Origin of the sequence: Pseudomonas sp. RIT-PI-q (assembly GCF_001297125.1) — a bacterium.
In the GTDB taxonomy this organism is placed as follows: Bacteria; Pseudomonadota; Gammaproteobacteria; order Pseudomonadales; family Pseudomonadaceae; genus Aquipseudomonas.
Window position 1 is genome coordinate 45016 of record NZ_LHPC01000054.1, and the last position, 25095, is coordinate 70110.

General features: G+C 55.2%; 20 protein-coding genes and 1 pseudogene. 10 read left to right on the forward strand and 11 right to left on the reverse strand.

The genetic code is table 11. The features are described 5' to 3' along the window. Window positions 1-142: 142 nt before the first annotated feature. Window positions 143-1081, reverse strand: a complete 939-nt coding sequence (locus AEQ67_RS28440; RefSeq protein ID WP_059407088.1) for a hypothetical protein — start codon at window positions 1079-1081, stop codon at window positions 143-145. A 213-nt stretch (window positions 1082-1294) separates the two neighbouring features. Between AEQ67_RS28440 and AEQ67_RS28445 the strand changes: the two genes are divergently transcribed. Next, complete coding sequence (locus tag AEQ67_RS28445) at window positions 1295-3700, forward strand: hypothetical protein (protein ID WP_059407089.1); 2406 nt, start codon at window positions 1295-1297, stop codon at window positions 3698-3700. Window positions 3701-3804: 104 nt separating this feature from the next. Next, window positions 3805-4062: a hypothetical protein gene (locus tag AEQ67_RS35920; protein WP_161807489.1), complete on the forward strand. Its 258-nt coding sequence runs from the start codon at window positions 3805-3807 to the stop codon at window positions 4060-4062. Here AEQ67_RS35920 and AEQ67_RS28450 read toward each other — a convergent pair. The 8 genes from AEQ67_RS28450 to AEQ67_RS28485 form a co-directional block, all read right to left on the reverse strand. Continuing rightward, entirely contained in the window at window positions 4052-4555 is a 504-nt protein-coding gene (locus AEQ67_RS28450) for a hypothetical protein (protein WP_059407090.1), read from the reverse strand. The genes AEQ67_RS35920 and AEQ67_RS28450 overlap by 11 nt on opposite strands. Window positions 4556-5062: 507 nt before the next feature. Further along, entirely contained in the window at window positions 5063-5497 is a 435-nt protein-coding gene (locus AEQ67_RS28455; RefSeq protein ID WP_059407091.1) for a hypothetical protein, read from the reverse strand. A gap of 334 nt (window positions 5498-5831) precedes the next feature. Further along, entirely contained in the window at window positions 5832-6608 is a 777-nt protein-coding gene (locus AEQ67_RS28460) for a hypothetical protein (protein WP_059407092.1), read from the reverse strand. A gap of 31 nt (window positions 6609-6639) precedes the next feature. Next, window positions 6640-7374: a hypothetical protein gene (locus AEQ67_RS28465; RefSeq protein ID WP_059407093.1), complete on the reverse strand. Its 735-nt coding sequence runs from the start codon at window positions 7372-7374 to the stop codon at window positions 6640-6642. 194 nt (window positions 7375-7568) lie between these two features. Next, window positions 7569-7982, reverse strand: a complete 414-nt coding sequence (locus AEQ67_RS28470; protein ID WP_059407094.1) for a hypothetical protein — start codon at window positions 7980-7982, stop codon at window positions 7569-7571. A 15-nt stretch (window positions 7983-7997) separates the two neighbouring features. Next, window positions 7998-10043, reverse strand: coding sequence for a hypothetical protein (locus tag AEQ67_RS28475; RefSeq protein WP_152974922.1), 2046 nt, complete (start codon window positions 10041-10043; stop codon window positions 7998-8000). 5 nt (window positions 10044-10048) lie between these two features. Then, window positions 10049-11875, reverse strand: coding sequence for a hypothetical protein (locus AEQ67_RS35630; RefSeq protein ID WP_152974923.1), 1827 nt, complete (start codon window positions 11873-11875; stop codon window positions 10049-10051). 84 nt (window positions 11876-11959) lie between these two features. After that, entirely contained in the window at window positions 11960-13267 is a 1308-nt protein-coding gene (locus AEQ67_RS28485) for a site-specific integrase (RefSeq protein ID WP_059407097.1), read from the reverse strand. A gap of 149 nt (window positions 13268-13416) precedes the next feature. Here AEQ67_RS28485 and AEQ67_RS28490 point away from each other — a divergent pair. Together AEQ67_RS28490 and pgm are read left to right on the forward strand one after the other, a co-directional pair. Continuing rightward, window positions 13417-14658 (forward strand): annotated as a pseudogene (locus AEQ67_RS28490) (aminotransferase-like domain-containing protein); the annotation flags it as partial. A gap of 142 nt (window positions 14659-14800) precedes the next feature. Next, window positions 14801-16447 (forward strand): phosphoglucomutase (alpha-D-glucose-1,6-bisphosphate-dependent), encoded by a 1647-nt coding sequence (gene pgm, locus AEQ67_RS28495; RefSeq protein WP_059407098.1) that lies wholly within the window; start codon window positions 14801-14803, stop codon window positions 16445-16447. 154 nt (window positions 16448-16601) lie between these two features. On the opposite strand, the gene AEQ67_RS28500 is transcribed toward pgm, so the two are convergent. Then, window positions 16602-17297 carry a pirin family protein gene (locus AEQ67_RS28500; RefSeq protein WP_059407099.1) on the reverse strand — a complete coding sequence of 232 codons (696 nt, stop codon included), beginning with the start codon at window positions 17295-17297 and terminating at the stop codon, window positions 16602-16604. 236 nt (window positions 17298-17533) lie between these two features. Here AEQ67_RS28500 and AEQ67_RS28505 point away from each other — a divergent pair, with 236 nt between their 5' ends. Next, entirely contained in the window at window positions 17534-20008 is a 2475-nt protein-coding gene (locus AEQ67_RS28505) for a UvrD-helicase domain-containing protein (protein WP_059407100.1), read from the forward strand. A 179-nt stretch (window positions 20009-20187) separates the two neighbouring features. Here the strand turns inward: AEQ67_RS28505 and AEQ67_RS28510 are convergent, their stop codons facing one another. Beyond that, window positions 20188-20460 carry a DUF1652 domain-containing protein gene (locus tag AEQ67_RS28510; RefSeq protein ID WP_033054957.1) on the reverse strand — a complete coding sequence of 91 codons (273 nt, stop codon included), beginning with the start codon at window positions 20458-20460 and terminating at the stop codon, window positions 20188-20190. 264 nt (window positions 20461-20724) lie between these two features. On the opposite strand from AEQ67_RS28510, the gene AEQ67_RS28515 reads away from it, so the two are divergent. The 5 genes from AEQ67_RS28515 to AEQ67_RS28535 all read left to right on the forward strand — a co-directional run bounded on the left by AEQ67_RS28515 (window position 20725) and on the right by AEQ67_RS28535 (window position 25053). After that, window positions 20725-21540 carry a helix-turn-helix domain-containing protein gene (locus AEQ67_RS28515; protein WP_059407101.1) on the forward strand — a complete coding sequence of 272 codons (816 nt, stop codon included), beginning with the start codon at window positions 20725-20727 and terminating at the stop codon, window positions 21538-21540. A gap of 51 nt (window positions 21541-21591) precedes the next feature. After that, on the forward strand, window positions 21592-22998 hold the full coding sequence (locus AEQ67_RS28520; RefSeq protein ID WP_059407102.1) for an NAD(P)/FAD-dependent oxidoreductase: 1407 nt from the start codon (window positions 21592-21594) through the stop codon (window positions 22996-22998). A 29-nt stretch (window positions 22999-23027) separates the two neighbouring features. Further along, window positions 23028-23369, forward strand: coding sequence for a cupin domain-containing protein (locus tag AEQ67_RS28525; protein WP_059407103.1), 342 nt, complete (start codon window positions 23028-23030; stop codon window positions 23367-23369). A gap of 47 nt (window positions 23370-23416) precedes the next feature. Continuing rightward, entirely contained in the window at window positions 23417-24502 is a 1086-nt protein-coding gene (locus AEQ67_RS28530) for a polyamine ABC transporter substrate-binding protein (protein ID WP_059407104.1), read from the forward strand. 92 nt (window positions 24503-24594) lie between these two features. Continuing rightward, window positions 24595-25053, forward strand: coding sequence for an REP-associated tyrosine transposase (locus AEQ67_RS28535; protein WP_059407105.1), 459 nt, complete (start codon window positions 24595-24597; stop codon window positions 25051-25053). Window positions 25054-25095 lie beyond the last annotated feature (42 nt).

Below are 25095 nucleotides of genomic sequence, written 5' to 3' on the forward strand. Positions count from 1 at the left end.
GAAGTTTGAAGACAAGCGTACCGTTGCATATGGCAAGCCCAGCGCGATTCGAGCGGCACTTGGATCGGCTGGGTGGCTGCCTTAGTGCCACAGGGTTTAGCGCTGGCGCAGTCCTATTTTTAGTGCAGGAACACCATCATGATCACACTTTTGTGATTTGAGATTTCACGGCCAGCGTCAGGTTTAGGCGCCGATTGGTGTATGTCTTGAAGTACCCCTCCTTGGTGGACTTAGTCTGGGTGGGGGCTGGGGCTTTCCATAAGCCGAATACGACGACCTCGTCGCCTTCATTTACCCCGTCAAACCAATTTGCCTTAGCCGCCCAGACGCTCACTTCCAGGCTGATGCCGTCGGTTGCTTCGTTGGGATTCGCAGAGGCCTTGAGTTTTTGGAGGTTCAGGACGTTCCGTGTGGGATCGTCCTTGATGGCACGGGTGATCTTGCCGACACGACCTTGGATGGCTATAGGGTACTGGTTTGTGCAGTGTGAGACGGTGTAATGAGCCGCCATTTGCCGAGCGTGATCGAAGTAAAACTGATTCCAGGCCACCGTGGTGTTTCTTTCGAACACCAGTTCAAGGTGTTGCTCGATGTCGTGATCTTCATCGCACAGTGCGCGCAATTTGAGGACGCGCTGTGCAGTGTTGATGTAAGCGGTAAGCCGACCAGAATTCGGTGTGTAGTGCTTGGAAGCGCTGGGAGTTCTTTCCTCGACGCCATCATCCTTGGAACGCGTTGCGCTTTTTTGCAGCGCGTCCTTCACTGCGACCAGACGCATCCGATAGCGATTTTTCTGCACACTCTCAATCAGTCCTTCAGATGTACTGGCTAGCTCAACAATTTGTCTGTCGACGCCGAAGCGACAGCTGGGGCCATGCTCTCCACCGGCCTGCAAACGGAAAAAGGCACGAACACGCGAGGGCAGATCGTAATAGTCCCGCGTGAAGGAGGCAACGTGGCTCACCGTGGAGTCGCAGCGCTCACAGTGAAGTGGTTCTGCACCCATGCCCTTGGCATAGTCATCCGCCGCCCATTTGATGCCATTGCGATCAATGGCGTGGGGCATTTTGATACCGGCCATACAAATCCTTATGCGCTTGCTACTGGTCTGGCTTCGGCGTTGCCCAGCAAGACGGTTGCAGTGGTGAGTTGATGCTCAAGGTCAAAAATGGTCGAGGCGAGCAGTCTACTGGTCGAAAGCGCTGTTGCAACTGGAAGGGTGTCCGAATTCAGAAGCGCTCTGCAGATCGCTCGAGCCTCGTGGTTTAATCCACATCCAGGTGATAGGCAGTGCATGCGCGAGGGGCTGATGGATAAGGATCATGAAATGGAAATGGTGGCGGACGACCCTGATGATTGGCATCAGGTCGATGGCCCACATTCGTCCCGGGATGACCAGGTCACGGCAATTCTGAAGCACTGGCGCCGCGCCTGGAGTGACCTCAGTCGTACTGAGGCGGTGATTGCTCAAGGCCCGAGCTTCGCCCTTTGGTATTCCGACTTGAACGGCTTTGAGAATCCAGGCGCCTTTTTCTCTGGCGATGCGATTGATCAACTGATTCCACCTGAAGAAGTACGCGAAATGGTGCGTAAGCAGCTGGATGTGATCGACCATGCACGCAAGATGGTCGTTGTGCTGGTGCTTAAAGATGAAGCAGGAGCACAAGCAGCAGTAGGAGTAATACCCAAGACAGCAGTGTGTAAGCCGCAGGCCTGGTTTGAAATGGCCAAGCTTCGAAAGACGTCCGTTGCCCAGAAAGTCTGGGTACCGCTTCGCGCCGAGTCAGTGCTTCGCAGGGACGGGGAGTATGGCTACGAGGGCTACCTTGAAGAGTATTTCGGGATTGGCTCGGTGATGTTTGAACTGGTTCATCGTGACCAAATACACAAGCTGGGCTGGAGCGACATCGGTGGGAACGCCTTTGTGGGTGGCTTCGAAACCAAGTATGTCTGGCCAGATAGCCATCGCTCGGCGGATGTGGAAAATAGCGCCGAGCTTCAGAAAGAGTATCAGCAGTCCGAGCCCGAGCCGGGGAAACTGCTGGCGTCTTTCCGTGTGCCTTTTACTAATCTGAACCTGGCCCTAAGTGTCCTGCCGTCCAAGACGGATCCCGCTACGCCAGTGCCTCCAGAGAACGCACCTGAAGCTGTCAAACCAGCACAGCCGGAACGAATCACGACCTACTATTGGGCGGGTGATTGGGGTAGTCACCACGCTGATGCTGTCGGCACCGGGCTCGTGATCGACCAGTCATTTGATGGCGAAGCGCCCATTGAATGGCATCTGCATCAGGATTTTGTGATCTCCCTGGGGTTGCAGCGCCAAGGTGACAGCTGGCTGCGACCAGCGGAGGGCTTTGAGGAGGTCGCGAGGCTGTCGCGCGATGAGGCCGGTAAGCCCGTTCTTTTGGAGGTGCGTACTGAGCACCTGCGCGACTATTTGAAAGCGCGGGAAATGTACCTGCTGATTTCTAGCTATCGAAGCCGCCAGCAGATCGTGTCGGATACCTCCCATATCAACTGGGCTTCCGAGCTTTTGGAGGAGGTGACGGACGGGGACAAGTGGGAGGGTCTCAACCAGGCAATCCACGAAGGCGGAATGCCGTATGGTTCCTCAACCGGTGTTTTCCATGCATCTCGCACGGACATCGATGCTGATGATGAAGTGCCTGTTGCCGGATTTCCAAACGATGACTCCGTTGTTTCTAAATCGTGGTCGGTTAAGCATCAGGGGAGGAAGCTGTACAGCTTGAGAGGTTCGCTATGGAAAACCGAAGTGGTCGAGCCAGGCCAGGTCAGCGAACGGGTAATGGGTGAGCCGGCACTCACAAAGGTGGATTTTGCGGTTGATGGCTCCGGGGATCGCGTCAATGGTGATGAGCTGATTACCCGTGGCTGCTGGCTATGGTTTCGCCCGACCGTCTCGACTCTGCTCAGCAGTTACCGAGGCTCCTCATTGAGCTGGTATACCCGTGACACCGGTCAAATCGGCATCTCACGTGGAAATAGCGTGCATTTCGGTCTGAATGACCTCGGTCTTATCAACGTATTCGCCAAGGACATAGGCCAACTTCCGCTTTGGCAGCAACGGGTCTGGGCTGGGGCAAACGTGACACCTGACGGGGGCGTTTCTGAAGAGCTGCTGGCATCGCAAGCTAAAGCTGCCCCTGCCGATACCCAAGCCCCTGAGGCGCAATTGCGACCGGCTTACGACTCACTCAACGCGGAATTTGAGAAGCTCACGGGGAAACCCCTATTCGCGGCGCACCATGCCATTAATGACATCTTTGGCCGAATTCATCGGTTCCGGGCACTGGAAAAAACGGGAGTGCTCGAACTGGCTAAGGACTTGGCCAGGGTCACTGTTGAGTCGTTGGACGGAGGCGGCCTTTCAGTACTTACCGTTCCGCCTGCCAAGATGAAGGCCGGCTCGGTCAAGCACTTGGAAGCGGCGTTGCAAAAGGAGGTGAGCCAGGATGAGGCGAGGGCCTTGACGACGGTGCTGGTAGGTATCAACGAGCTCCGACAGGCAGACGCTCATCTACCTTCGTCTGCGTTAGGTAAAACTTATGGTCTGGTTGGTATCGTTCAACATTCCGACCCAGAGGTGGTGCAGGGCCGTTTGATGCTGGAATCGTTGGTTAAATCCTTGGTTCAAATGGCACAAGTCTTCTCTCGGTTCCCTCGTAAGAGCAAGTAACGCATGACGCCAGAGCCGTCCCAGATGGGCCGGCTCCTTCCTTCGTCAGCCCAGACTCTCACCCTGCTGGGGTTCTGGTCATCAATTCCAAGAAGGAGTTTGTATTGGTTGAAGCTGTTGTTGTTGTTGTTGTTGTTGTTGTTGTTGTTGTTGTTGTTGTTGTTGAGCGCGTTCTCTGCGTGGTGGCCAGATGCCTGAGAAGTCATTTTCCTGAAGATCAGTACATGCCAAGGCCTGGCAGCCCAACTGACCTAATTGCGGCGTTCAAGACGCGTGATACCGAGCTTGCTCAGATCCATGGCTTACGTATGCACACAAAGCGAAACCGCCATCAGCCGCCCGTTAGCTTACTTATGCCGTGAACGTGAGTGTGTCCCGGAGGGGTTGCCCCACGGATCTCGCTATCTTGAGTTCAACCGGAACGTTAAGAGACCAGGGGAGGAAGGCGGCCCAGCCCATCACCTCGTTGTCCCAGCATAGGTCGAGAAATGCAAAGTCTGGCCAAAAATTGTGCACCTCGTTGTAATCCAACTGGCGCGCAATTTTTCTCTGCGCATCACCGATCAGGCACCAAGCTGTGCACATCCGAATTTTCCAATTTGGAGACGACAGCAAATGCACAGGGGCGTAGTAATCGAAACCCAATTTATCCACGCCAACACCAAAAAACCACGGAGCCTGAATCGATTCAATAAAGTCTCCCTCAGCCATCGAGTCGGCGGTGTGAAAAAGTGCACCCAGAGACTGAAATTTACTTAGCTCTTGGCTTTTTAGCTCTTTGGCACTGTAAGCACAGTTTTTCGAAGATCCTTTTTTTGAACGTTCAATGCAGGAGATACTGACTGGGTCGGACATTTTTATTAGCCTTTTATTTTTGTTTTATACAGTGTTGCTGTGGAGCAACGGTTCGCGCAACTTTTCCATGCCACAGTATTGCTTTGTATCGTTGGAGGTTGAGTTGTGCGAGGAAGAAGTGCCTGTGATCCTTCGGCAACCTTCGATGTTTAAAACAGTGAGGGCGGCTTTGGGGTGTATGTTCTTGCAGTTTTGGCAGGAAATTACAAATCGTTCATGTAACGATGCAAAGACCTAATAACTGTATGACGAGGCAGGTTTGCGGCTCATCAAGTGTCATCTCAGATTCCACTGTCCCATTAAAATCACACGGGTAAGACCAACTTGGAGGATCGGGCGCTGCTTTGTGCCAACCTCTCAACGGCTCGCTCACTCTGATGAGTTGTTGCACGGCGTCGACGCACTAAAAGGATACGTTCAGTGAACGTTGAGAAAGCCAGTGTTTCAGGCTTGATGCTGCTCTGATTTTTAGAGCTTCACGATTGCTCATCGTGAAGCTCTGGATCGTTAGCGAATGTTGAGACGCAGAATTCTGGCGATCAACAGCATTGCACGAGCCTGGAATGTGACCCAGCGGTAGGTCAGTTGGGGCGAAATCACCAGATGATAGCGGTCTTTGAGATCGTCTATTCGACTCAGCAGATTCTGACGCTCTACTGCACAAAGCCCTTCACAAGAAAGCTGCGCCACGAGTTTCGCGAGCTTCCTTTCATACTCCTCTGCCCACGCTGGTCGGAAACGATTCTGTATCGTCTCCAGGCGCAAATAAAGGTAGGCAGCCATCGACAGCGTGATTGATGCACTTACTACCGTCAGATCTCCCTGATTCCATAAGGCGGCAAGCGCCATACAAGGAGATGCGGCGACAAGCGATAGGTAAACTGAACGTTTGGGGGGATCTATCCCGTGAAGTGACAGGGTACTGTTGAGCGCAGCAATCATGGTGTTTCCTCGGTGATGTGATACCTCAGATCCTCTCACAAGTCATGTACGCGATCATCCGAAGTCCTGTGCAAAAAGCGACTGACTCTGTCCGTGCTACCGGTGTGATGTTCTATGGGGCTTGAGTTACCTTAGCTGTCGACAAAAGGCAGGTGGGCATGGAGCGCTGCCCGTGAACAGTACCGCTAGCCCGTCCAGTTCTCCCGCCAAACGCTATCTGGCTTTAGGGCCACCCATACGTTTTCCAAGCCGCTGTCCAATCGTACCCAGCAGCGACTCAGAAAGATTGGCGCTAGGCGAAAAGCAATCATTGCAAGCTCGGCATACGACGAACTTAGGCATTGGGTGAATTTGCTGAAAGTCGTTCGAATACGTCGCTGTAGATTTCACCATCCGCCAGCGCGAACAACAGCATCTCCACCTCATGAATATGACTCGTATCGTTCCATACGGCATTGCTGACCCCACGCAGTAACGCTAGGTATCTCAGGTAGGTATCGGGTTTTGGGATAAAATGGTTAATTCTCATTTTAGCTGGATCACTACTTTCCCCGTTTTGAAGCCGCTGGCTCAAAAGTAGGGTGTTGATATCCAGCATTCTGAGGCGCGAATTTTGACCGGGCGGCACCTGAAAAATCAGTTGGTTGGCACCGGCCAGATAATTGATGGCATTGAGGGCGTATGCGACACGAGCATCATAGATGCAGGCCCAGTCGGGGCACACGATTGAAGCCCACTTCGACCAGCTGCTTATGCCTTGGAAAGGGATCTTCAACCGCTGCGGCGCAATCGACGACCCCTTGAGTCCGCTGAAGTGTCGGAGCGTTTCCTCGACCTTAGTAAACCGCCGTATCCCACCCCATTCCTTAATAAAGTACTTCGCGATTTCACCCTGCTGGATAGTACAGGTGCTCGATGCGACCTGTTTCCGCAGGGAATTTTTTAACTCCATTACTTTCTCGAATGGCGTTTGCCCCGAAAACGAAATTCCGAACCGTTCGGTCGCTATGCTGGTAGTGAATTTCCATGTGTAGAGCGAAGGCAGACAATCTTTCTTGTCGATCAAATACTGCGCTACGCATCCTTCGATAGAGGTGTGATCTTTTTTCATTAGGTCTAGCCGTTGATCGTTAGCGGGGTAGTTACCTGCGATTGAGTATGTCTTTGTGCTGCTGCCTCACCCGAGCGTACAGCCAGTTCACCTGTTTCTTCGGTTTATCACCTTCCGCCTTGCTCAACATTGCTTCGAGACGCAAAAGCAGCACGGTGTAAATTTCAACCGCCTTGTTCCCTGGTATGCCCATAAACTTTCCATCCGGAAATGATTCTTTCCTCAGGTACTCTGATTTGATGAATTGCAGTGCGTACGGATCGACGAAAGCCCCGAGAGGATCCTCACCCAGCATGCCTTCTACAAGCTCGATGCCGTTTAGCGCCGGGATGCTTTTGTCCAAGATAATCCGAGGGTAAAACCCGTCGGACTCCAGGCCGTGAGCGACGTTAAGGGCTGGGCCAAATACAATATCGTTTTCGTGGTGAATATTTCCTACGGTGATGCCGGCTCGAAGCAGAAATCCCCCTACGGCGGCGCCTACAAACACGTTGGAGAGCCCATATATGACTTGCGAAAGCGTCTCCTGCTTATAGGGAAGACTGATTACGCAGCAGTCGGAGAAAGAGGTGATCTGTGCATCCCCTGATCCCGCTGCCTGCAAGATGGTCGAGCTCTTCAGCAATCTAGGTATGAGCGAAAGCAGTCCGATCTTCACGGGGTCGTTGCCTGCATCTGAGACGTGCGATTTCCAGCCCATGACGTCAAAGAAAACAACGAGTCTTTCGTCGTACGTAATTGGGCTGGTGAGGTCTGAACTGTCCATTCTTGGTCTTCCCTGGCTCTATAGCTGATTGTGGTTGTGGTTGTGGTTGTGGTTGTGGTTGTGGTTGTGGGCGGGCAAATTTTATAACGCCCTAACATCTGCCCGGATGGGGTTGGGAAGGGCGTGAGCATCCTTGAACCGCTGGCGAGCACTTGGCACTCAAGACCAACGTCGTAAGGCGACTGGACATGCCGTCACTCCTTGCGATCATGCTTGGGCAAAGGCACATTCAGATCCTCACGTTTCAGGCCGTGCAGCACCGCATTGTGAATGAAGCGTCGCGCCATATCCGCCATCCGCTGCAGCTCATCCTTTAGCTGAGAGATTTGCAGTTGCTGCCGCGCAATCGTCGCTGCCGCTGCGGTCAGGCTCTTCGGTTTCGGAACGCTCGCAAGCCTGTCTCGTTGAGACGTGATGGCGGCTTTTCGGACTTTGTAGGCATTGATCACCGCCGGCTTGTCCACGAACGCCTGGCGTGTGGGAACGAAATCCAGCACCGATTCTGAAGCCTGGCAAATGGCATCCCAGGTCAGCTTTTTATCAGCCGGCCAGTCTCTAACAAGATTTGTGATTGCTTTCAGTTCTTTGGGGGTAAACGCGCGAGGCATGTCAGTTGGTTCCCATCATTTCTTTCCCATCATTTCGTCAAGGCAGAGGCGCAGATCATCGTCATAGATGTCGTCCAGAATGTCAGTAACTACGCTGTCCTTATCGAGCTGCGGATGCTTCTTAGCCAAGATTCTTTTCGCATGCGTGAAGTCTTTACCCTTCATCAGCACGGGACTGCCGTCTGGGATATCCGGATTTTCGTGCATGGCCACAATTTGGTTGAGCCTTTCCAAGTAGCGAGTATGAGTATCCACCCAGCGTGTGGCCGGCCGATTGCCCGCTTCGATCTCTTGCAGTGTCGCTTCAAGATTCTCCGCCACATGATCCCGTTCAACCTTCACAGCTTGAAGCGAATTCTTGTGCCCTTTGCAGTGCAAAAGTTCAGAGCAGTTAAGGCAATCACCTGACTTCTGGCAGGCGCTCGTCGTCCAGGGGTGCATGCAAATGCCGTAACGCGTGGTGATGATGGCGCCTTTTTTGCGAACGTCGTATTCAGCGGCGGTGATCGGCTCCGGTGTCACGTCTGCGATAGGGATGAGGTGCTCGCTCAACTTGCGGGCCTCCCTGGCAGGATCTTGGTGGATATAGTCACGAGTCTGTTTCACCGACGCTCGACCACTCCAATGCGTAATAATCTCCATGCTTTGGCCCGCTTCCTTGGCTGCTGTGTTCAGAAAGTGGCGCAGCTGGTGCGACCTAAGCGACGAGTCAGGGTATCCGTGCCGACTAAAGAAGGACTCATAGACCTTGCCGTTTACCGAGCTAGCTTTGCTTGGCGAGACGCGCGTCGAATAAAAATGCTGATTGGTTGGGGCAATAATCACCGGACTGGTGGCTTTCCTTTCCGCCAGCTGATACCTCTGGAAGCAGAGCAGTGACTCCGACATTTTCGGCGGTTTTACCGCGTAAAGATCCGGATCGACCTGATAAGGGAAGAACGGATTGATCCGCATGTTATAGATGCGAATTAAGTCCCAGAGCGTATCAAGCGTCCATTCGCCAAGCACGTAGCTGCCTGTGATGTGTTTCATCGCGGTTTCTGCAGATGCAACTGTTGGTCGACCCATCGCCTCCAGTACTTGCTGCGTCGTCAGGATCTGATCTGCAGGAACATCAGGTACCCCAGCATGAGGATAAAACGAGGTTGCTCCACTCTCGAGGTAAAGCGCTAATTTACGACCTTCCTGCGTAATGCTTTCAAGACGCCGGAACGCTTCCCGGCAATGATCTGCCATCACCGCTGGGATACCCTTGGTGACCATCTTCTTGTTCTTGGTAGAGTAGTAGTTCAGATACCACTGGGTAACACCGTGCTTGTCTGCTTCGGATTTCAATGAGTCCAGTCGCAACCGCATTTTCTCGGCGATACGCATCGGCACGGATAGCAGAATCGCCGTAATGCTTGAAACATACACAGCTTCATCATCCAATTCGCCGTGGTAGCCGCGAGAGAAGACTTCTGCAAGCGCCAGCAGTGCGTCGTCATCGGGGAGGGCGGATTTAGCGGGTTGTTCGCTTTTCTCCAGCCCCTTCACAGTAAACGGATGATCCCAATATTTGAGGCCGTGGGAAGTAATGTTCTGCTGCGCCACTGCGCGCACAAGGGCTCTTACGGCTGTCGCTACGTTTATATGGTTTTTCTTTCTCTGCTTGATGATCTCAACCGCTTTCTTCAGATGAAGAGGCGATAGGCGAGTGATATCTGCATCGCCATCGACCGCCATTAGCGCTTCACCCACAATCTGTACGGCTAGGTAATCTGCGCGAAATACCTTTGAGGGATCGCCGCGTCGACTATTGAGCAGATAGGCTTTGGCAAACTCCATGTAGTCTGGATCGAACTGCTGTTCGGGTGTGGGAGTGCCTCGCACGTGCAAATTAATGCCATATTTCATGAAGCGCAGTGAGCCGCGCGGGGTTTTCCAGACATTGGCACTCCACGAAAAGCCGGGCACATTTTTCCAGACTGGGCTCACATGTTGAGCCTGGTGGATGTAGTTAGCCAAATTTTGCTGGTTGGTCAGGTGGGCTTTCGACTGAAACTGAACGGTATTAGTCATGTTGATCACTCGCCCTCAGCTTTAGTGGATTTCTTGCGTGACCCATGCCCGGGGTTTTCTGGAGGCTTGTTCGCCCGCACAGGCTTTGATTCTGGCTTTAGTCCCTCTCCAGGTTGATTGGCTGATTCTGTTTGAGCGGACTCCTGCATGTTGTGTCCTTGTGTGTTGTGTCCTTGTTCGTTGGGCCCTTGTTTGTTGGGCTCTTGTTTTTTGAGCTCTTGTTTTCGGGCATCACACAGCTTTATCACGAGCTTCACCGCTGCGATGTCCTTATCGAGCTGTAAGGGCACGAGCATTCGTCTCGCCTTGCTCGGCAAATGGATGTTGTTTTCCTCCTCCTGGCGCTCGATCAACCTGATGAGAACTTCATCGTGCGGAGCGTCCACCCAAGGCTCAAATTTGGAGCAGCGATAGCAGGGAATAGGCACTGATGCCGAACAAAATCCGTGCTCGCCACAGCTACCTACATTGTGTCGCCCATCCAGCTCGATTCTGCTTGATGGGTCATTACCCCGCGTGGCATCTGCTTCTTTATCCCGGATCGAGCCGAAGAATGCCTGCGCAAGTGGCCCCAAAATTAATCGTATTTCGTCATTCAACAACCGGGCCTCTTCAGCTGGATCGTTGTAATAGTGTTCAAGCGAATTCTCTTTTTCGTGCCCCAGCCAATACCCTAATGTCACTCGGGGCACGCCCAAACGCGCGAGTTGCCTAGCTCGCGTGTACCGCATCCGGTAAGCAAATTGGCGCACTGGCTGCCCGGTACGTTCGGAAATTACAGGTGTACCTCTTACATTGACGAGAATACCTGCAATACCGCTGCCTCTGAGATGTAAGAAAGGGGAGGAAAAGTCCCTTGCTGAATATGACTGTATTCTGGCTTTGTCGATCAAGATCAATTTTCTAGGATCTTGTTGGATGAATGGCAACTGTTCACGCTCGGCAACTGTAAGCTCACGATCAAATAACTTTTCATGAGCAAGCACGGTGTTATCAATTTGCAATTGGCACAAATCCCAAAGATCATCGCCCATCGGGTGTATTTCGGATTTTGTTCCTCTAAACCACTCTTCAGCGCCTCGATCTTTAGCCCCAGGAAAACTCACTCGCTTACCTGAGATACCGTCAGTTTCGCCCTCACATTGAAAGTCACAAACCTTAAGGTCTGCTAGTTGAACTCCGCGTCTGCCATATTGAGCCACTAGCAACAATGCTGCGGTATTGCGCAATACAATCCTTCCATTCTCGTAATCCGTCCAGTAAGTGCTGACGAGATCGTCATATTCTTGTGTCGTATACCAACCTTCGGTGGGATCATCAGAAGTTACCCTCATGCGAGACGGCCTGCCAGGACGTTTCAAAAAGTTTACTTGTTCAATTGTTTCTGTGCTCACACCCGGATAACCTAGTCGATACCATATATTTAACAAGCTGCGAATTACATTGGCGACAGGATTGCTAGTGTTTTTGATCAGTTGTTGATAGCTCTCCGGTGTGAAGTTTGCAATTGGAACATCTCGAATAGCTTTCTCGAGGGCGCTAATATTGCTTTGTAACGAACGCGGTGAGCGCGACCCACTTTGAGCTATAGCTCTCATTGTGGATTTGAAACCAGCAACGGTTTTTTTATCCATGTTCAAAATACAAGATATATCTGAGTAAATGCTGTCAGCAATTAATAACCTTGTGCCAGTGAACTCAACTATATACGCCCCTGTGGGCTGTGTTGTGTTGCGGTCAAAGTCGTCTAATAATTCGAGATCTTCTGACGATAGGTTTTCACGATCTACGGGCGATACGAAATCGTCGGCGGCATCTGTCGTTGCGCTCATTATTTAAAGTTCCGGTTGTGTTTATTTTATTTAATTTTATTTTTTGTTTATTTTTTGATGGCAAGTTGCTCGCCATCTATCCAATCAGATATCCGCTGGCTCTGCTCGACCATATCGGCTGCTGCCAGATCGCTTACGATCGGATTTCTTCCTTGCAGTGTCCGACGCAATCGCAAGTCCGTACTCGTTGGCGGATTCCTGAATGTTACGTAAGTCATAGTCGTGAGCAGACTGTGAGCCAGCGACCCATCCCATCCAATGTTCTCGCTTCTCCCTGATTTGCTGGTCAGTTAAGCCTTTGTCGATGCCATCCTGGGAGAAGCGGTAGTTCCAATGGTGGCGCAGAAGGTGAGGGTGTAAGCCTTTGAGTCTCTTATCGCGGTTAATGATTACCGCCAGCGCAGATCGAAACGTTGCAATCTCAATTTCACGGCCCTGATTTTCTCCGCCCTTGTGATTAACAAAGATGAATGAACCGTCCTCAAAGCCAACGTTTGGTATCTCGGCACGATACCTCCCCAAATAGGTAAACATCATCTGCTCAAGTTGTTCTGAGATCGGAAGAGTGCGGCCGAGCGTTTTGGCGACTGGTTGATTCATCCGACGATCAAATTCGTCGTCGTGATTGCGCTCGATCCTGATGTAAGCGTGTTCACCACCCGACGCAGGAATGAAGTCCGAATACTTTAAGCTCAGTAACTCACCCAGTCGGATGCCAATGTCGTAGAGGATGCGCAGGGCCAATACGTTTCGAAATGCGAGCCCAAGCTTGAAATTCGATAACGGCTTATTTCCTGAAGTGACGACTTTTTGGTTTTCTTGGTTCTCGGCCTTCACCTCATCGAATGATCTGAACATCTCCATCAACGCAGTATCCGCCGCGTCAGTCAGTTTCTTGGCGATGCGTCGTCTTTTAGCCCGTGCTTCCGAGCCTTTATTAGGCTTACGCTCAGCCAAGCTAGCCTGTAGGCGTTTGATAAGTTGACTGTTGGCTTCTGTGTTCGAGTCCGTAATCCAGTGCTCGAATAGCCACCCAAAGTAGTCGATCACGATGTCCAGGAAATATCTGACACGCATGCCCTTGATTCTGGTGCCATCCCTCTCTTTTGTGTTGCTCGATATCGCCTGCACAAGCGATTCCACCTCAGGCACCGTGAGCAGCTTCTTCGTGGAGAACCTGTGATCCAGGTTGATCTTCTTTTCATTCGCCCAGTCGTACAGCTTCTTTAGGCAGGACAGGTTCACTCGTTGCGTGCCGGCTGTGAGGCTGGCCACGCGCATGCTGATGTACGCAGTCGGGTAGTACAGCGGAAAGCCGTCCCCTTCGGTGTCTATGAGCAATGAGAATCGGACACCGCCCATTGCTTTGTAGTCCTTGATCCTCAATGCCATGTTTTTACACTTCCAGTCGGAGTTTGTAAGAGGTGTTTTCGCTGCTTACACAAAATCGTATCAACTGGGTGCATGTTTCACCCCCTATACCTTGATGTGATTGAGTTTTGCTGACTTCATGATTACCTTCTGACGTATGCAGTATGGAATATTCGTTGCTGGAGAAGGAAGGGCGCGTCTATTCGGTCGCCAAGTCCGGTTATTACGCGTTTCCGGTGTCCTCCATCAATACGCCCGGCGGTGGCAATGACCTGCTCGAAACCGTGTATGCCAATGCCAGGCGCCCGGGAATGCTGGTCATGAGCAGCGACGAACCGGCGTTGTTGCAGTCGCTCGACAGTCCTTTGCTACTGCTGGAAAGGGAGTTGTTGCGCCAGTACCCACGGCAGCCGCATTCGTCTTCGCAACCGTGTGGCGAGCTGGAATTGCGAACTGCCCTGGCGGCACGCTATACCACCTCGCCGGTGCGCTGCTGGCATGCGGATGACGTGTACATCGGCGCAGACCTGCGTGGCGTGCTGGAAATATTGATCGCCGTGTTGTGTCTCAAAGGTGCCACGGTGCTGGTCGAGTCTCCGTGCGACTGGACGATTTTGCGTCTGCTTCAACAGGCGGACGTGCAGGTCATCGAACTGGCAGTGCAAGCCAACGGTGGTCTGGACCTCGAACGACTCAAGGAACTGCTGGGCACTGAACCGGTGCGACTGGTGATGGTTTCATCCGGGCTGAACATGCCCCGAGGGAGCCTCGCGCCTGACGACAACCGGCGAGCCATCGCGCAGTTGCTGGAGCGGCATGGCAGTTGGGTGTTGGAAAACGACTGTTATGGCGAGCTTGGGTTCGAACCGGACGGCCTGCGATTTCGCGATCTGCTGGACCCTGACCGGCTCATCGTGTTTTCCGGTTTCGAGAAAATCATCGGGCCGGAGGCGCCTTACGGCTATCTGCTTTCGCGGCCTCTGCGCGGCGAACTGCAACGGCAGTTTTTGCTGCGCTCGTTCCGTTTGTCACCGATTCGCCAGAAAGCCATCGCTCGCTTGTACAGCAACGGCCGGATTGATCAGCATCTTCAGGTGTTGCGACGGTTGCTCAAGGACCGCAAGGTGCAGATGACCCAGTTGCTGCAGGAGCGTCTGGGTGATGCGTTGCACTTCGTCGAGCCTCAGGGTGGTGCGACGATCTGGTTGCGCTCTCTGCGCCAGGTGGATGTGCGCGGGGTTTTCCAGCGCCTGCTCAAGCACCAGGTGGTGATTGCGCCGGGCGAACTGTTCAGCCTCCAGGGCCTGCACACGCAGCACTTGCGTCTGAGTCATACTTTCGTTGGCGACCACGACCTTGCCGCCGCCTTGGGTTTGCTGGGGGATGCCTTGCGCCTGGAATCGATCGACTGAGCCTGGACGCACGACATTCGTGGGCGGCTCGGGATTTATAACATTGCCCGTTGACCAGCCGGGATCGATAACGTCGCGCTGCGGTCAAACTGCCAGTAAACTGCTTCCCCATTCCTGAACCATTCTATTTCAGAGGTTTTGCATGACACTCAGTGCTTTTGCGGGCAAACCGGCACCGGCAGAACTGTTGGTCGACATCCCGCGACTGGTAACGGCCTATTACACCGGCCAGCCCGATGCCGCCGTCTCCACCCAGCGCGTCGCCTTCGGCACGTCCGGGCACCGAGGCAGCTCGTTCGACCTGAGTTTCAACGAATGGCATGTCCTGGCGATCAGTCAGGCAATCTGCCTGTACCGCGAAGCGCAGGGCATCGACGGCCCGCTGTTTGTCGGCATCGACACTCACGCGCTGTCCACTCCGGCCGGCGCGAGCGCCCTGGAAGTGCTGGCCGCCAATGGCGTGACAGTGATGATCGCCGAAGGCGACGAATACACCCCGACACCGGCCATTTCCCACGCCATTCTCTGCTACAACCGTGGGCGCACGTCGGGCCTGGCGGACGGCGTCGTCATCACGCCGTCGCACAACCCGCCGCAAAGCGGTGGCTACAAATACAACCCAACCAACGGCGGCCCGGCCGACACCCACATTACCAAGTGGATCGAAGCCAAGGCCAACGAGCTGCTGAGCAACAAGCTCGCCGGCGTCAAGCGCATCAGCTACGAGCAGGCCTTGAAGGCCAGCACGACTCATCGCCACGATTACCTCAACACCTATGTCGCCGACCTGATCAACGTGATCGACTTCGACGCTATCCGCGATGCCAAGCTGCGTCTGGGCGTCGATCCGCTGGGCGGAGCAGGGGTGCGCTACTGGTCGGCGATTGCCGAGCATTACCGCCTGGATCTGGAAGTGGTCAACAAGCAGGTCGACCCGACTTTCCGCTTCATGACCGTCGACTGGGACGGGCAGATCCGCATGGACCCGTCGTCCACGCACGCCATGCAAGGCTTGATTGGTCTGAAGGATCGTTTTGACGTGGCATTCGGCTGCGACCCGGCTCACGTCCGCCATGGCATCGTGACCCCGTCCGGTGGTTTGCTGGCGCCGAACAACTACCTCGCGGTGTCGATCGACTATCTGTTCCAGAACCGTCCGCAATGGCGCGCCGATGCGGCCGTGGGCAAAACCGTGGTCAGCAGCGGCTTGATCGATCGCGTCGCCAAGCGTTTGGGGCGTCGCCTGTATGAAGTGCCGGTAGGCTTCAAGTGGTTTGCCGACGGTTTGTTCGATGGCTCCCTGGGCTTCGGCGGCGAAGAAAGCGCCGGCGCGTCCTTCCTGCGCAAGGATGGTGGCGTCTGGTGCACCGACAAGGATGGCTTGATTCCGGCATTGCTGGCGGCAGAAATGACTGCCCGCACCGGTCGCGACCCAAGCCAGGCTTATCGCGCCTTGACCGACGAGCTCGGCGAGCCGTTCTCGGTCCGGGTCGATGCCAAGGCCAACCCTAAGCAGAAAGCACTGCTGAGCAAATTGTCTCCGGAGCAGGTGACCTCGACCCAGCTGGCTGGCGAGACGATCCAGAGCATCCTCAGTCACGCACCGGGCAACGACCAGGCCATTGGTGGCCTGAAAGTCATGACCGAAAACGGCTGGTTCGCGGCGCGTCCGTCGGGCACTGAAGACATCTACAAGATTTACGCAGAAAGCTTCATCAGCGATGACCATCTCAAGCAATTGGTCGCGGAAGCCCAAACCCTCGTGGATGGCGCTATTTCTGCGAAGTGATTGAGGGCCCCTTCGCGGGCAAGCCTCGCTCCTACAAGGATTACGCAAAACCCTGTAGGAGCGAGGCTTGCCCGCGAAGGCGTCTGCGGCATCAGCACATAAAAAAAGGGCGACCACAACGGTCGCCCCTTTTTTTGCCCGCGCATTTACCCAATCAAGCCAAATCCACCAACACGATTTCACTGTCCTCAATGGCCGTCACACGCAACACCGGCTCATCGACAACCGCAACACCGTCTCGAGCTTGTGCACGCAAGCCATTGACTTCAATGACGCCAGTGGCCGGCACCAGATAGGCACGACGGCCGTTATCCAGGCGATACTCGGCGGATTCGCCGGCCTTGAGATTGGCTGCCACCAGCCGCGCATCGGCACGAATCCGCAGGCTTTGATCGTCGCCGGCCTTGCCGCTGGCCAGGGTCACGAAACCTTCACGCTGGCCTTTCGGGAAAGGCTTGGCGCCCCAGGACGGTGCCAGCCCGGATTCGTTCGGAATGATCCAGATCTGGAAGATCCTGGTCTCGGTCGCTTCCAGGTTGTATTCGCTGTGGGCGATGCCGGTGCCGGCGCTCATGACCTGAACGTCGCCCGCTTCGGTACGACCCTTGTTGCCAAGGTTGTCTTCGTGGGTAATCGCGCCTTCACGAACATAGGTGATGATTTCCATGTCCCGGTGCGGGTGTTTCGGGAAACCTGTGCCAGAGGCGATCACGTCGTCGTTCCATACGCGCAGGTTGCCCCAGTTCATGCGTTTTGGGTCATGGTACTCGGCGAACGAAAAGTGGTGATGAGCATCCAACCAGCCGTGGTTGGCGCCGCCCAGGGAGTTGAAAGGTCTGAGTTCGAGCATGATCGTCTCCTGAATAGGGGTTGATGGCGAGCATCATCTATCAGGCACTGATCGATAAAAAGCGTAAAAAATGCCGCATTACAATCGAATAACCTGATGCTTTGTGACCTCGAAACGCTCTCATACAGCCTTCACTTCATCGCATAAGCCAATGACCTGTAAGCATTTCACTAGAACTGAACGGCAAATGCAGACACCATAGCCTTCAACAGCCTCACACCCTGGAGTCCGTCCGCGTGCCGCAACACACCCCCGATCTTCCTCCTGAACTTCGTCCCCTGGCCGAGATGCCATTGCTCAAGCGCCTGGCCGCCCGGTTCTTTGGCCACGGCCTGACACGCCTGCGTGCGCAACACCGCGCGTCCTGGCTACACGGCCAGGCCGACGGCTTTCGCAGTGGTCACAGCGCCGGAGTGGATTACGGCTATAAGGAAGGCAAGCTCGACGGGCTGGAAGAAGGCCGGCAGGTGCTGTTGATCCGCGACTCGCGCTCAACCGAACACCGACCGCCCAATGTCGATGACTACTTGTTCGATGATTGGCGCCTGCCATTGAGTGCTGAACTGAAGAAACGCATAAAGGCCGATGTCGCGCGGTTGCTGCCGGCGCATGCCCAGCCGAGCACCGCGCAGTGGAAGATGATCTTCAGCGATACGCCCTCGACCTCGGTGATTGCCGGTGCGGGTGCGGGCAAATCGACCACGCTGGTGCTGCGTATTTTACTGCTGACGCACTATCTGGGGTTCGAGTTGAGCTCGATGACCGTGGTGACCTTCACCCGCGAGTCGCGCAAAGACTTCATCAATAAGCTGATCGAGTTGTTTGCCCTCTGGGGGCGAGCGCTGAGTTTCAAGGAAGCGCGTGATCTGGTGCGCACCTTCCACTCGCGCATTCTGCCGATGGTGCGCAGCCTGCCGGGCTTCGAGCGGTTGCAAGCTTTCGAAAACCTCAGTCATCGGGCGCAAAACGGCGATGAGGAGGTCGACAGCAACCCTTTCGATCTGCGCATCAACGACGCCCAGCGTCAGCAACTCAACGCCTGCTATCACAGCCTGCACACTCGCGATGAGCGCTTTCGCGAGTTGATCAAGCCGTTGTCGCGCCACGCCTTGCAGCTCAAGGAGCTGGAACGCGATCACCCGGACGTGCAGAAACGCATGGCCGTGACCGAACTGGCCGCCAAGCGTGATGAAGAACTTTGCGATGCCATAGAAGATTTGTGGTTTCGCGCGGGCGCCTGGCCGATCAAAGGCATAGAGCCGAAGCGTCAGACCTTCGATATCAACGGCTCGACGTTTCATTGCCACGGCTATATTCCGACCCTCGACGCGTGGGTGGTGCTGGGTTTCGATCCCCGCGAAAACCCGCAGGTCAGCCGTCCGAACGCCAAGTTGACGGTGCGCGCAGAGTGGGCGGTAAAGCGCACCCTGTTTCAAGCTTTCTGTCGTAAGCCTTTGATATGGCTTGATAGTTATGAGTCTTCAAAGCGTGTGCTGGCCTCGCTTGCCGGTGATGCCAGTGCCGGACCGGGCTTCGATTACAAGGTCAAGGGCGAACTCACTTCTGCACCATTGCTGGACTGTTTTGTCGCTGCGGCCGGGTTCATCGAGAACCTCGGCCTGGATGTACCGACTGCCGTGGGCCAGATGAGTTTTGCCAAGGACGACCCGGACCGGTTCTTCTTTGAAGCCTTGAGCCTGTTCTGGCGCGCACTGGAAGATCATCTGCTCGATCAGAAACCTCCAGTGATGACGTACAACCGGATGTTCGCCTTGTTCAGCGAGCATTCCCCGGAAAACCTCAAGCTGCTGAGTGATGAGCTACTCAGGCCTTTGTCGCACCTGATGATCGACGAATTTCAGGACGTATCGCCGCAAATCGTTTCCTGGATCCGCGCAAGCCTGGCGGAGATCCGCAGTCGCGGTCCGGCCATGCACGTCGGGCGGGGCGCGCAACGGTCGTCATTGCTTTGTGTGGGCGATGACTGGCAATCGATTTATGGCTGGCGGGGCAGTTCGCCGACGTATTTCATGGAGTTCAACAAGGAATTCCCGTCGCCGAGCACCACAAAGGTCATGCTCAGCGACAACTACCGCAGCCATCAGCACATCATTGATGCCGCCGAACACATCGTTCGCGCGGCGCCAGCGATTGCCGGCAAAAAGGCCAAGGCCAGCGGTGAGCCGAAGGCATTGCTGCCGGTCAATGTGCTCGATCGAGACGATCAGGGCATGGCACAGCGCTTGATGGAACACTACAGGAAAGGTGATTCGATCTTGATGTTGTATCGAAAAAGTAGCGATAAGTTATTGATAGAACAACATATTCAGACTGTAGTTAATGTTGATTCTAGCTTGCCGTATGAGTCGCGACGGCTAAAACAACTGACGTATCACAGTGCCAAGGGCCTTCAGGCCGATGCGGTTTTCCTGCTGGGGGATTGTCAGCACCTGACTAGTTCGCCTTACAAAAACCAGGTCTACCGCATGGCGGGACTGGGCAAGGCTGGCGACAGCGAGGCGTACGACAATGCGCAGAAGGACGAGATCCTGCGACTGGCTTATGTCGGCATCACGCGGGCGGTGAGCCATTGCTACTGGTATGTCGACGGCCAAGATACTCAGGCGGCTAATATGCCTAAAGCGTCCGATCGGGTCGGCAAGGGCAAGGCGTTCTTTGCCGATCACCGACAGGGCAAAACAGTAGCGTAACCGCAACTCCCTTGTAGGAGCTGTCGAGTGCAACGAGGCTGCGATCTTTTGATTCTTTTTTTAAAGCAAGGTCAAAAGATCGCAGCCTCGTTGCACTCGACAGCTCCTACAGGGGTTGGAGGAAAAATTTCCCATTAAAAAGCCCACATAATGTGGGCTTTTTAATGGGCGTTCGGCCTTCAGGCGTAACTTCTGAGGGCAACTGGCGGAATGAATGCTTCAAGCTCATCCTCCACCGCTTCGATTATTCGTTCTACATCCGCGGCATTCATGACCGTTGCGCAGGGAATGCCGGCAATGGCGATCATGGTCTCGCCACTGGCTCGGTCAAACAAACGGGCAATCATGCTGCCCGGCGCGTCCATGCTCGCCTCAAAACCCATGGGATGAAAATGCCAGCGCATCAGCTGGCAGGCGTTTGGAAAGGTGACTTTGCTAAACCCTTTATTCATATGTAGCCCGCCTTCTTCATCGAGCGCTTCCGTTAGCTCATGTTAGGAGGGAAGAGCCTTCATTGGCTCAACCGGTGACTGTCTTTAAAAGTAGCAGCAAGATGTGAAAATCTTGTTTTTTTTTCAGGCCGTTTGGCGATTGGTTCAGTTTTTTTTGATGCAAGTCACGGTGGCGCGGCTTTTACGGCAAGCGGCCAGCACTGATTGCCCATTGACGCCGGGCCGGAACTTCGGCCAGCTCGGCGTTTTCTCGCCGAGTCCTTTATGCACGCCGATGACGATGGTCCGCAGCAAACCCAGGCCACGGGCGAGACGGTCATGCGTTACCACTTGCGCTGGAAACACCGGGACCTGGACGGCGTCATGGCGCTGTATCACCCGGATGTCCAGTACAACGACTTTTTCCAAAACCGCGTGATGGGGCTGGACGAACTGCGCGAGTACGTGCGCAGCAGCATGCCGCGTGATCCCGATGAGGCCCTGGAGCATTCGGACCGTATTCGACTGGACGGCAACACCGCGTTCATTCAGTACCGCATCACCCTTCGCGGCGGTGCAGGGCTGGTGTCGTTCCGGGCTAGCGAGGCGATTACCGTGCGTGACGGGTTGATTTGGCGGGTCAACGAATACGCGTCGCTGGTGCATGAGCAGCCCGCCAACAAAGCCGCCAACAACCAGCGCCCGGCCGTCAGTCGGCTCGGTTTGTCGCCGCGCCAATTGAGTTTCATGGCGGACGACCTGCAACAGTATTTCCAGCGCCAGCAACCTTATCTCGACCCTGAGCTCGACCTGCAACGGGTGGCGAAGGAGTGCGGGTACAGCCGCAATCAGATTTCCTATTTGCTCAATCAAGTGCTTGGCCAAAGCTTCTACCGCTACGTCAATCAGGCGCGCTTGCAGCATTTGCTCGCGGCACTGGATGCCGCCTCACCGCCCTGGCGCATTGATGAACTGGCCTTTGCCGCCGGCTTCAATTCGCTGTCGGCGTTCTACAGCTGTTTCCGCCAGCACACGGGCCTGTCGCCGAAGGCCTACGCAAAACAAATTTCTTTGCGTGCACGCGCGCAAGACAGTCTCTGAGCCCACGCAGTAGGATCGACGCCATCGAAGTGTTGAGTGGCGGAGTCGTGTATGCCGGCGTGGCGCAATATCAGTGTGTGGATGGATCAACTCGACGAGCCGTTGCTGGCGCGTCCGGCGCTGGAACAGGATCTGGACGTCGACGTTGCCATCATTGGCGCCGGGTACACCGGGCTCTGGACCGCGTATTACCTGAAGCGCCTGGCGCCGGACCTGAACATTGCCATCGTCGAAGCACAAACCGCCGGTTTTGGCGCATCGGGGCGCAATGGCGGCTGGCTGATGGGCAACCTGCTGGGCGAAGACCGCTTGCTCGCCGACCTGTCGCCGGAGCAGCGCCGGGCTTCTTTCGATCTGTTGCACGGTATTCCTGATGAAGTCGAGATTGTCCTTGAACGTGAAGGTATTGACTGCGATTACCGCAAAGGCGGGGTGCTGTACTGTGCCGCACGTTACCCGGAACAGGAAGCGAGCCTGCGGCAGTATCTGGACAAGCTCCATAGCCAGGGTTTGACCGACAGCGATTATCGCTGGCTCAGCCCCGAGCAGTTGGCGCAACAGATCAGAGTCGCCAAGCCTTATGGCGGTATCTATGCACCGCACGTTGCGACTATTCACCCGGCCAAGTTAGTGAGAGGCCTGGCCCGGACGGTGGAACGCATGGGCGTGCGGATCTACGAGAACAGCCCGGTCACCCATTGGCACTCGGGTAGCCTGCGTACTGCCAAAGCCGTGGTCCGCAGCCGCTGGATCGTGCCGGCGGTGGAAGGTTACGCGGTCACCTTGCCGCCGTTGGGGCGTTATCAGTTGCCGGTGCAAAGCTTGATCGTGGCCACCGAACCGCTGTCCGCCGCGACCTGGGACGAGATCGGTCTGAGTCGCGGTCAGGCCTTCAGCGAAAGCAGCCGTCAGGTCACCTATGGCCAGCGCACGGCTGACAACCGCCTGGTGTTCGGCGCGCGCGGTGGTTATCAGTTTGCCGGCAAGTTACGCCATGACTTCGACCTGACCACCAGCGAAGTGGAGTTGCGCCGTTACCTGTTCGGCGAGCTCTTCCCGCAACTGAAGAACGTGCGGATCACTCATTCCTGGGGCGGCAATCTGGGCATGTCCCGGCGCTTCAGGCCTCACATGCTTTGCGATCATGCCAGCGGCATTGCCTTGTCCGGCGGTTATGGCGGGGAGGGCGTCGGTGCCAGCAATTTGGGCGGCCGGACCCTGGCCGATTTGATTTTGCAGCGCGACAGCGAGCGGGTGCGGCAGCCGTGGGTGATCCCCCAGGGCGGTCTCGATGCACTCAAGGCCTGGGAGCCGGAGCCCTGCCGCTGGCTCGGCTACAACGCGATCATTCGCAGCTTCGTCCACGAAGACCAGACCCTGGCCAACCCGACTTCCGCGCCGTGGCGTCGCAAACTGGCCTGCGGCGTGGCGGGGTTCATGGAAGGGTTCATGCAGTAACGGCGTCTTCTAAATCAACAGGTACTCCCATGAGCATCACGCAATTCAAGCACACCGCCACCCTGAAGCTGGACGAATCGAACCCGGTCGCCGTGCCCTTGGGCACGCCCGTGGCCGTGGCTTCGACCACCAGCGTCGAACGCGACGACGGCGTCGAAACCGGCGTCTGGGAATGCACGCCCGGCCGCTGGCGGCGGCAGATCGTTGCCCAGGAATTTTGTCACTTCATCCAGGGGCGCTGCACCTTCACCCCGGACGACGGTGAAACCCTGCACATAGAAGCCGGCGACGCACTGATGTTGCCAGCCAACAGCCTCGGCATCTGGGATATCCAGGAAACCGTGCGCAAGACCTACGTTTTGATTTTTTGATCCTCTGATTGCCTGCCAACAAAAACAACCCAAACAGGAATCGACTCATGATCCGAAAGACATTGACCCTGGCTCCACTTGCGCTGGTTGCGACCCTCAGTCAGGCGGCCGAGACCGTCAAGATCTATAACTGGTCGAGCTACATCGCTCCAGACACCACGAAAAACTTCCAGAAGGAAACCGGCATCGGTTTCAGTTATGACGTGTACGACAGCAACGAAACCCTCGATGGCAAGTTGATGACCGGTAACTCCGGGTATGACGTAGTGTTTCCGTCGAACCACTTCATGGCACGGCAGATTCAAGGCGGGGCGTTAAAGAAACTGGACAAGGAGCAGCTGCCGAACTGGAAGAATCTCAATCCGGTGTTGCTCAAGGCCCTGCAAACCAACGACCCTGGCAACGAACACGGTTTTCCATACCTGTGGGGCAGTACCGGCATCGGCTACAACATTGCCAAGGTCAAAGCGGTTCTGGGCGACAACGCGCCTGTGGACTCCTGGGATCTGATCTTCAAGCCCGAGTACATGGAAAAGCTGCAAAAATGCGGCGTAGCGATCCTCGATAACGGACCGGAACTACTGCCGGCGGCGCTGAACTACCTGGGCCTGCCGCATCACAGTAAAAATCCTGATGACTACAAGAAGGCCGAAGCGCTGCTGTTGAAAGTCCGTCCTTACGTCAGCTATTTCCACTCGTCCAAATACACCGGTGATCTGGCCAACGGCGATATCTGCGTGGCAGTAGGCTTTTCCGGTGACGTCCTGCAAGCGGAAAGCCGCGCCAGAGAAGCGAACAACGGTATTGAAATCGGTTATGCGATTCCCAAGGAAGGCGCGGCGATCTGGTTCGATATGGTCTCAATGCCCGCCGACGCCCCGGACGAAAAGGCCGGCTACGCCTTCATGAACTACCTGCTGCGTCCGGACGTCATGGCCGGCATCAGCAACTACGTGCGCTACGCCAACGGCAACGAACAGGCCGACAGCCTGATCGACCCGGCCATCAAGAACGACACCAAGGTCTACCCGAGCCCGGAAATGATGGGCAAATTGTTCGCATTGGAGGCCATGCCGTTGAACATTGACCGGGTTCGTACGCGAGTCTGGAACAAGATTCGGACGGGGAGTTGATCGGTCATCTTTTGTAGCTGTTGGGGCCTCTTTCGCGCTGAGGTAACCCTGTAGATTCCTGGCCTCCTTTCAGCGGATAAGGAGGCAATGGAATGCCTGTTTGTATGAATGCCGGGCGGCTGCGTATTGGTCGCTTGTCGGAGTCTGGACGTGTTTACTTGTTGACGGCAGTCGTTCACCAACGACAGCCGTTTTTTGCTGATTGGCGCCTGGGGAGGTTGGTCATTCAGCAATTGCGTCAGGCTCAGGAAGAGGGTTGGGCCGATTTTTTGACCTGGGTCGTGATGCCAGATCATATGCACTGCCTGGTGCAGCTGCGGGACAAAACGTTGGCTGAGCTAATGTGCCGAATCAAATCTCGCAGCAGCGTTGCCGTTAACCAGGCGCTTGGACGGCAAGGGCGCTTGTGGCAGAAGGGCTACCACGATCGCGCAGTTCGGCGGGAAGAAGACGTGAAAGCGCTTGCTCGGTATGTGGTAGCCAATCCGATTCGAGCGGGACTGGTGACGCGGGTTCATGACTATCCACTTTGGGATGCGTGTTGGCTGTGATGATTGACGACTGCTGCGCAGCCGAACGCAGCCTTCGGCAGC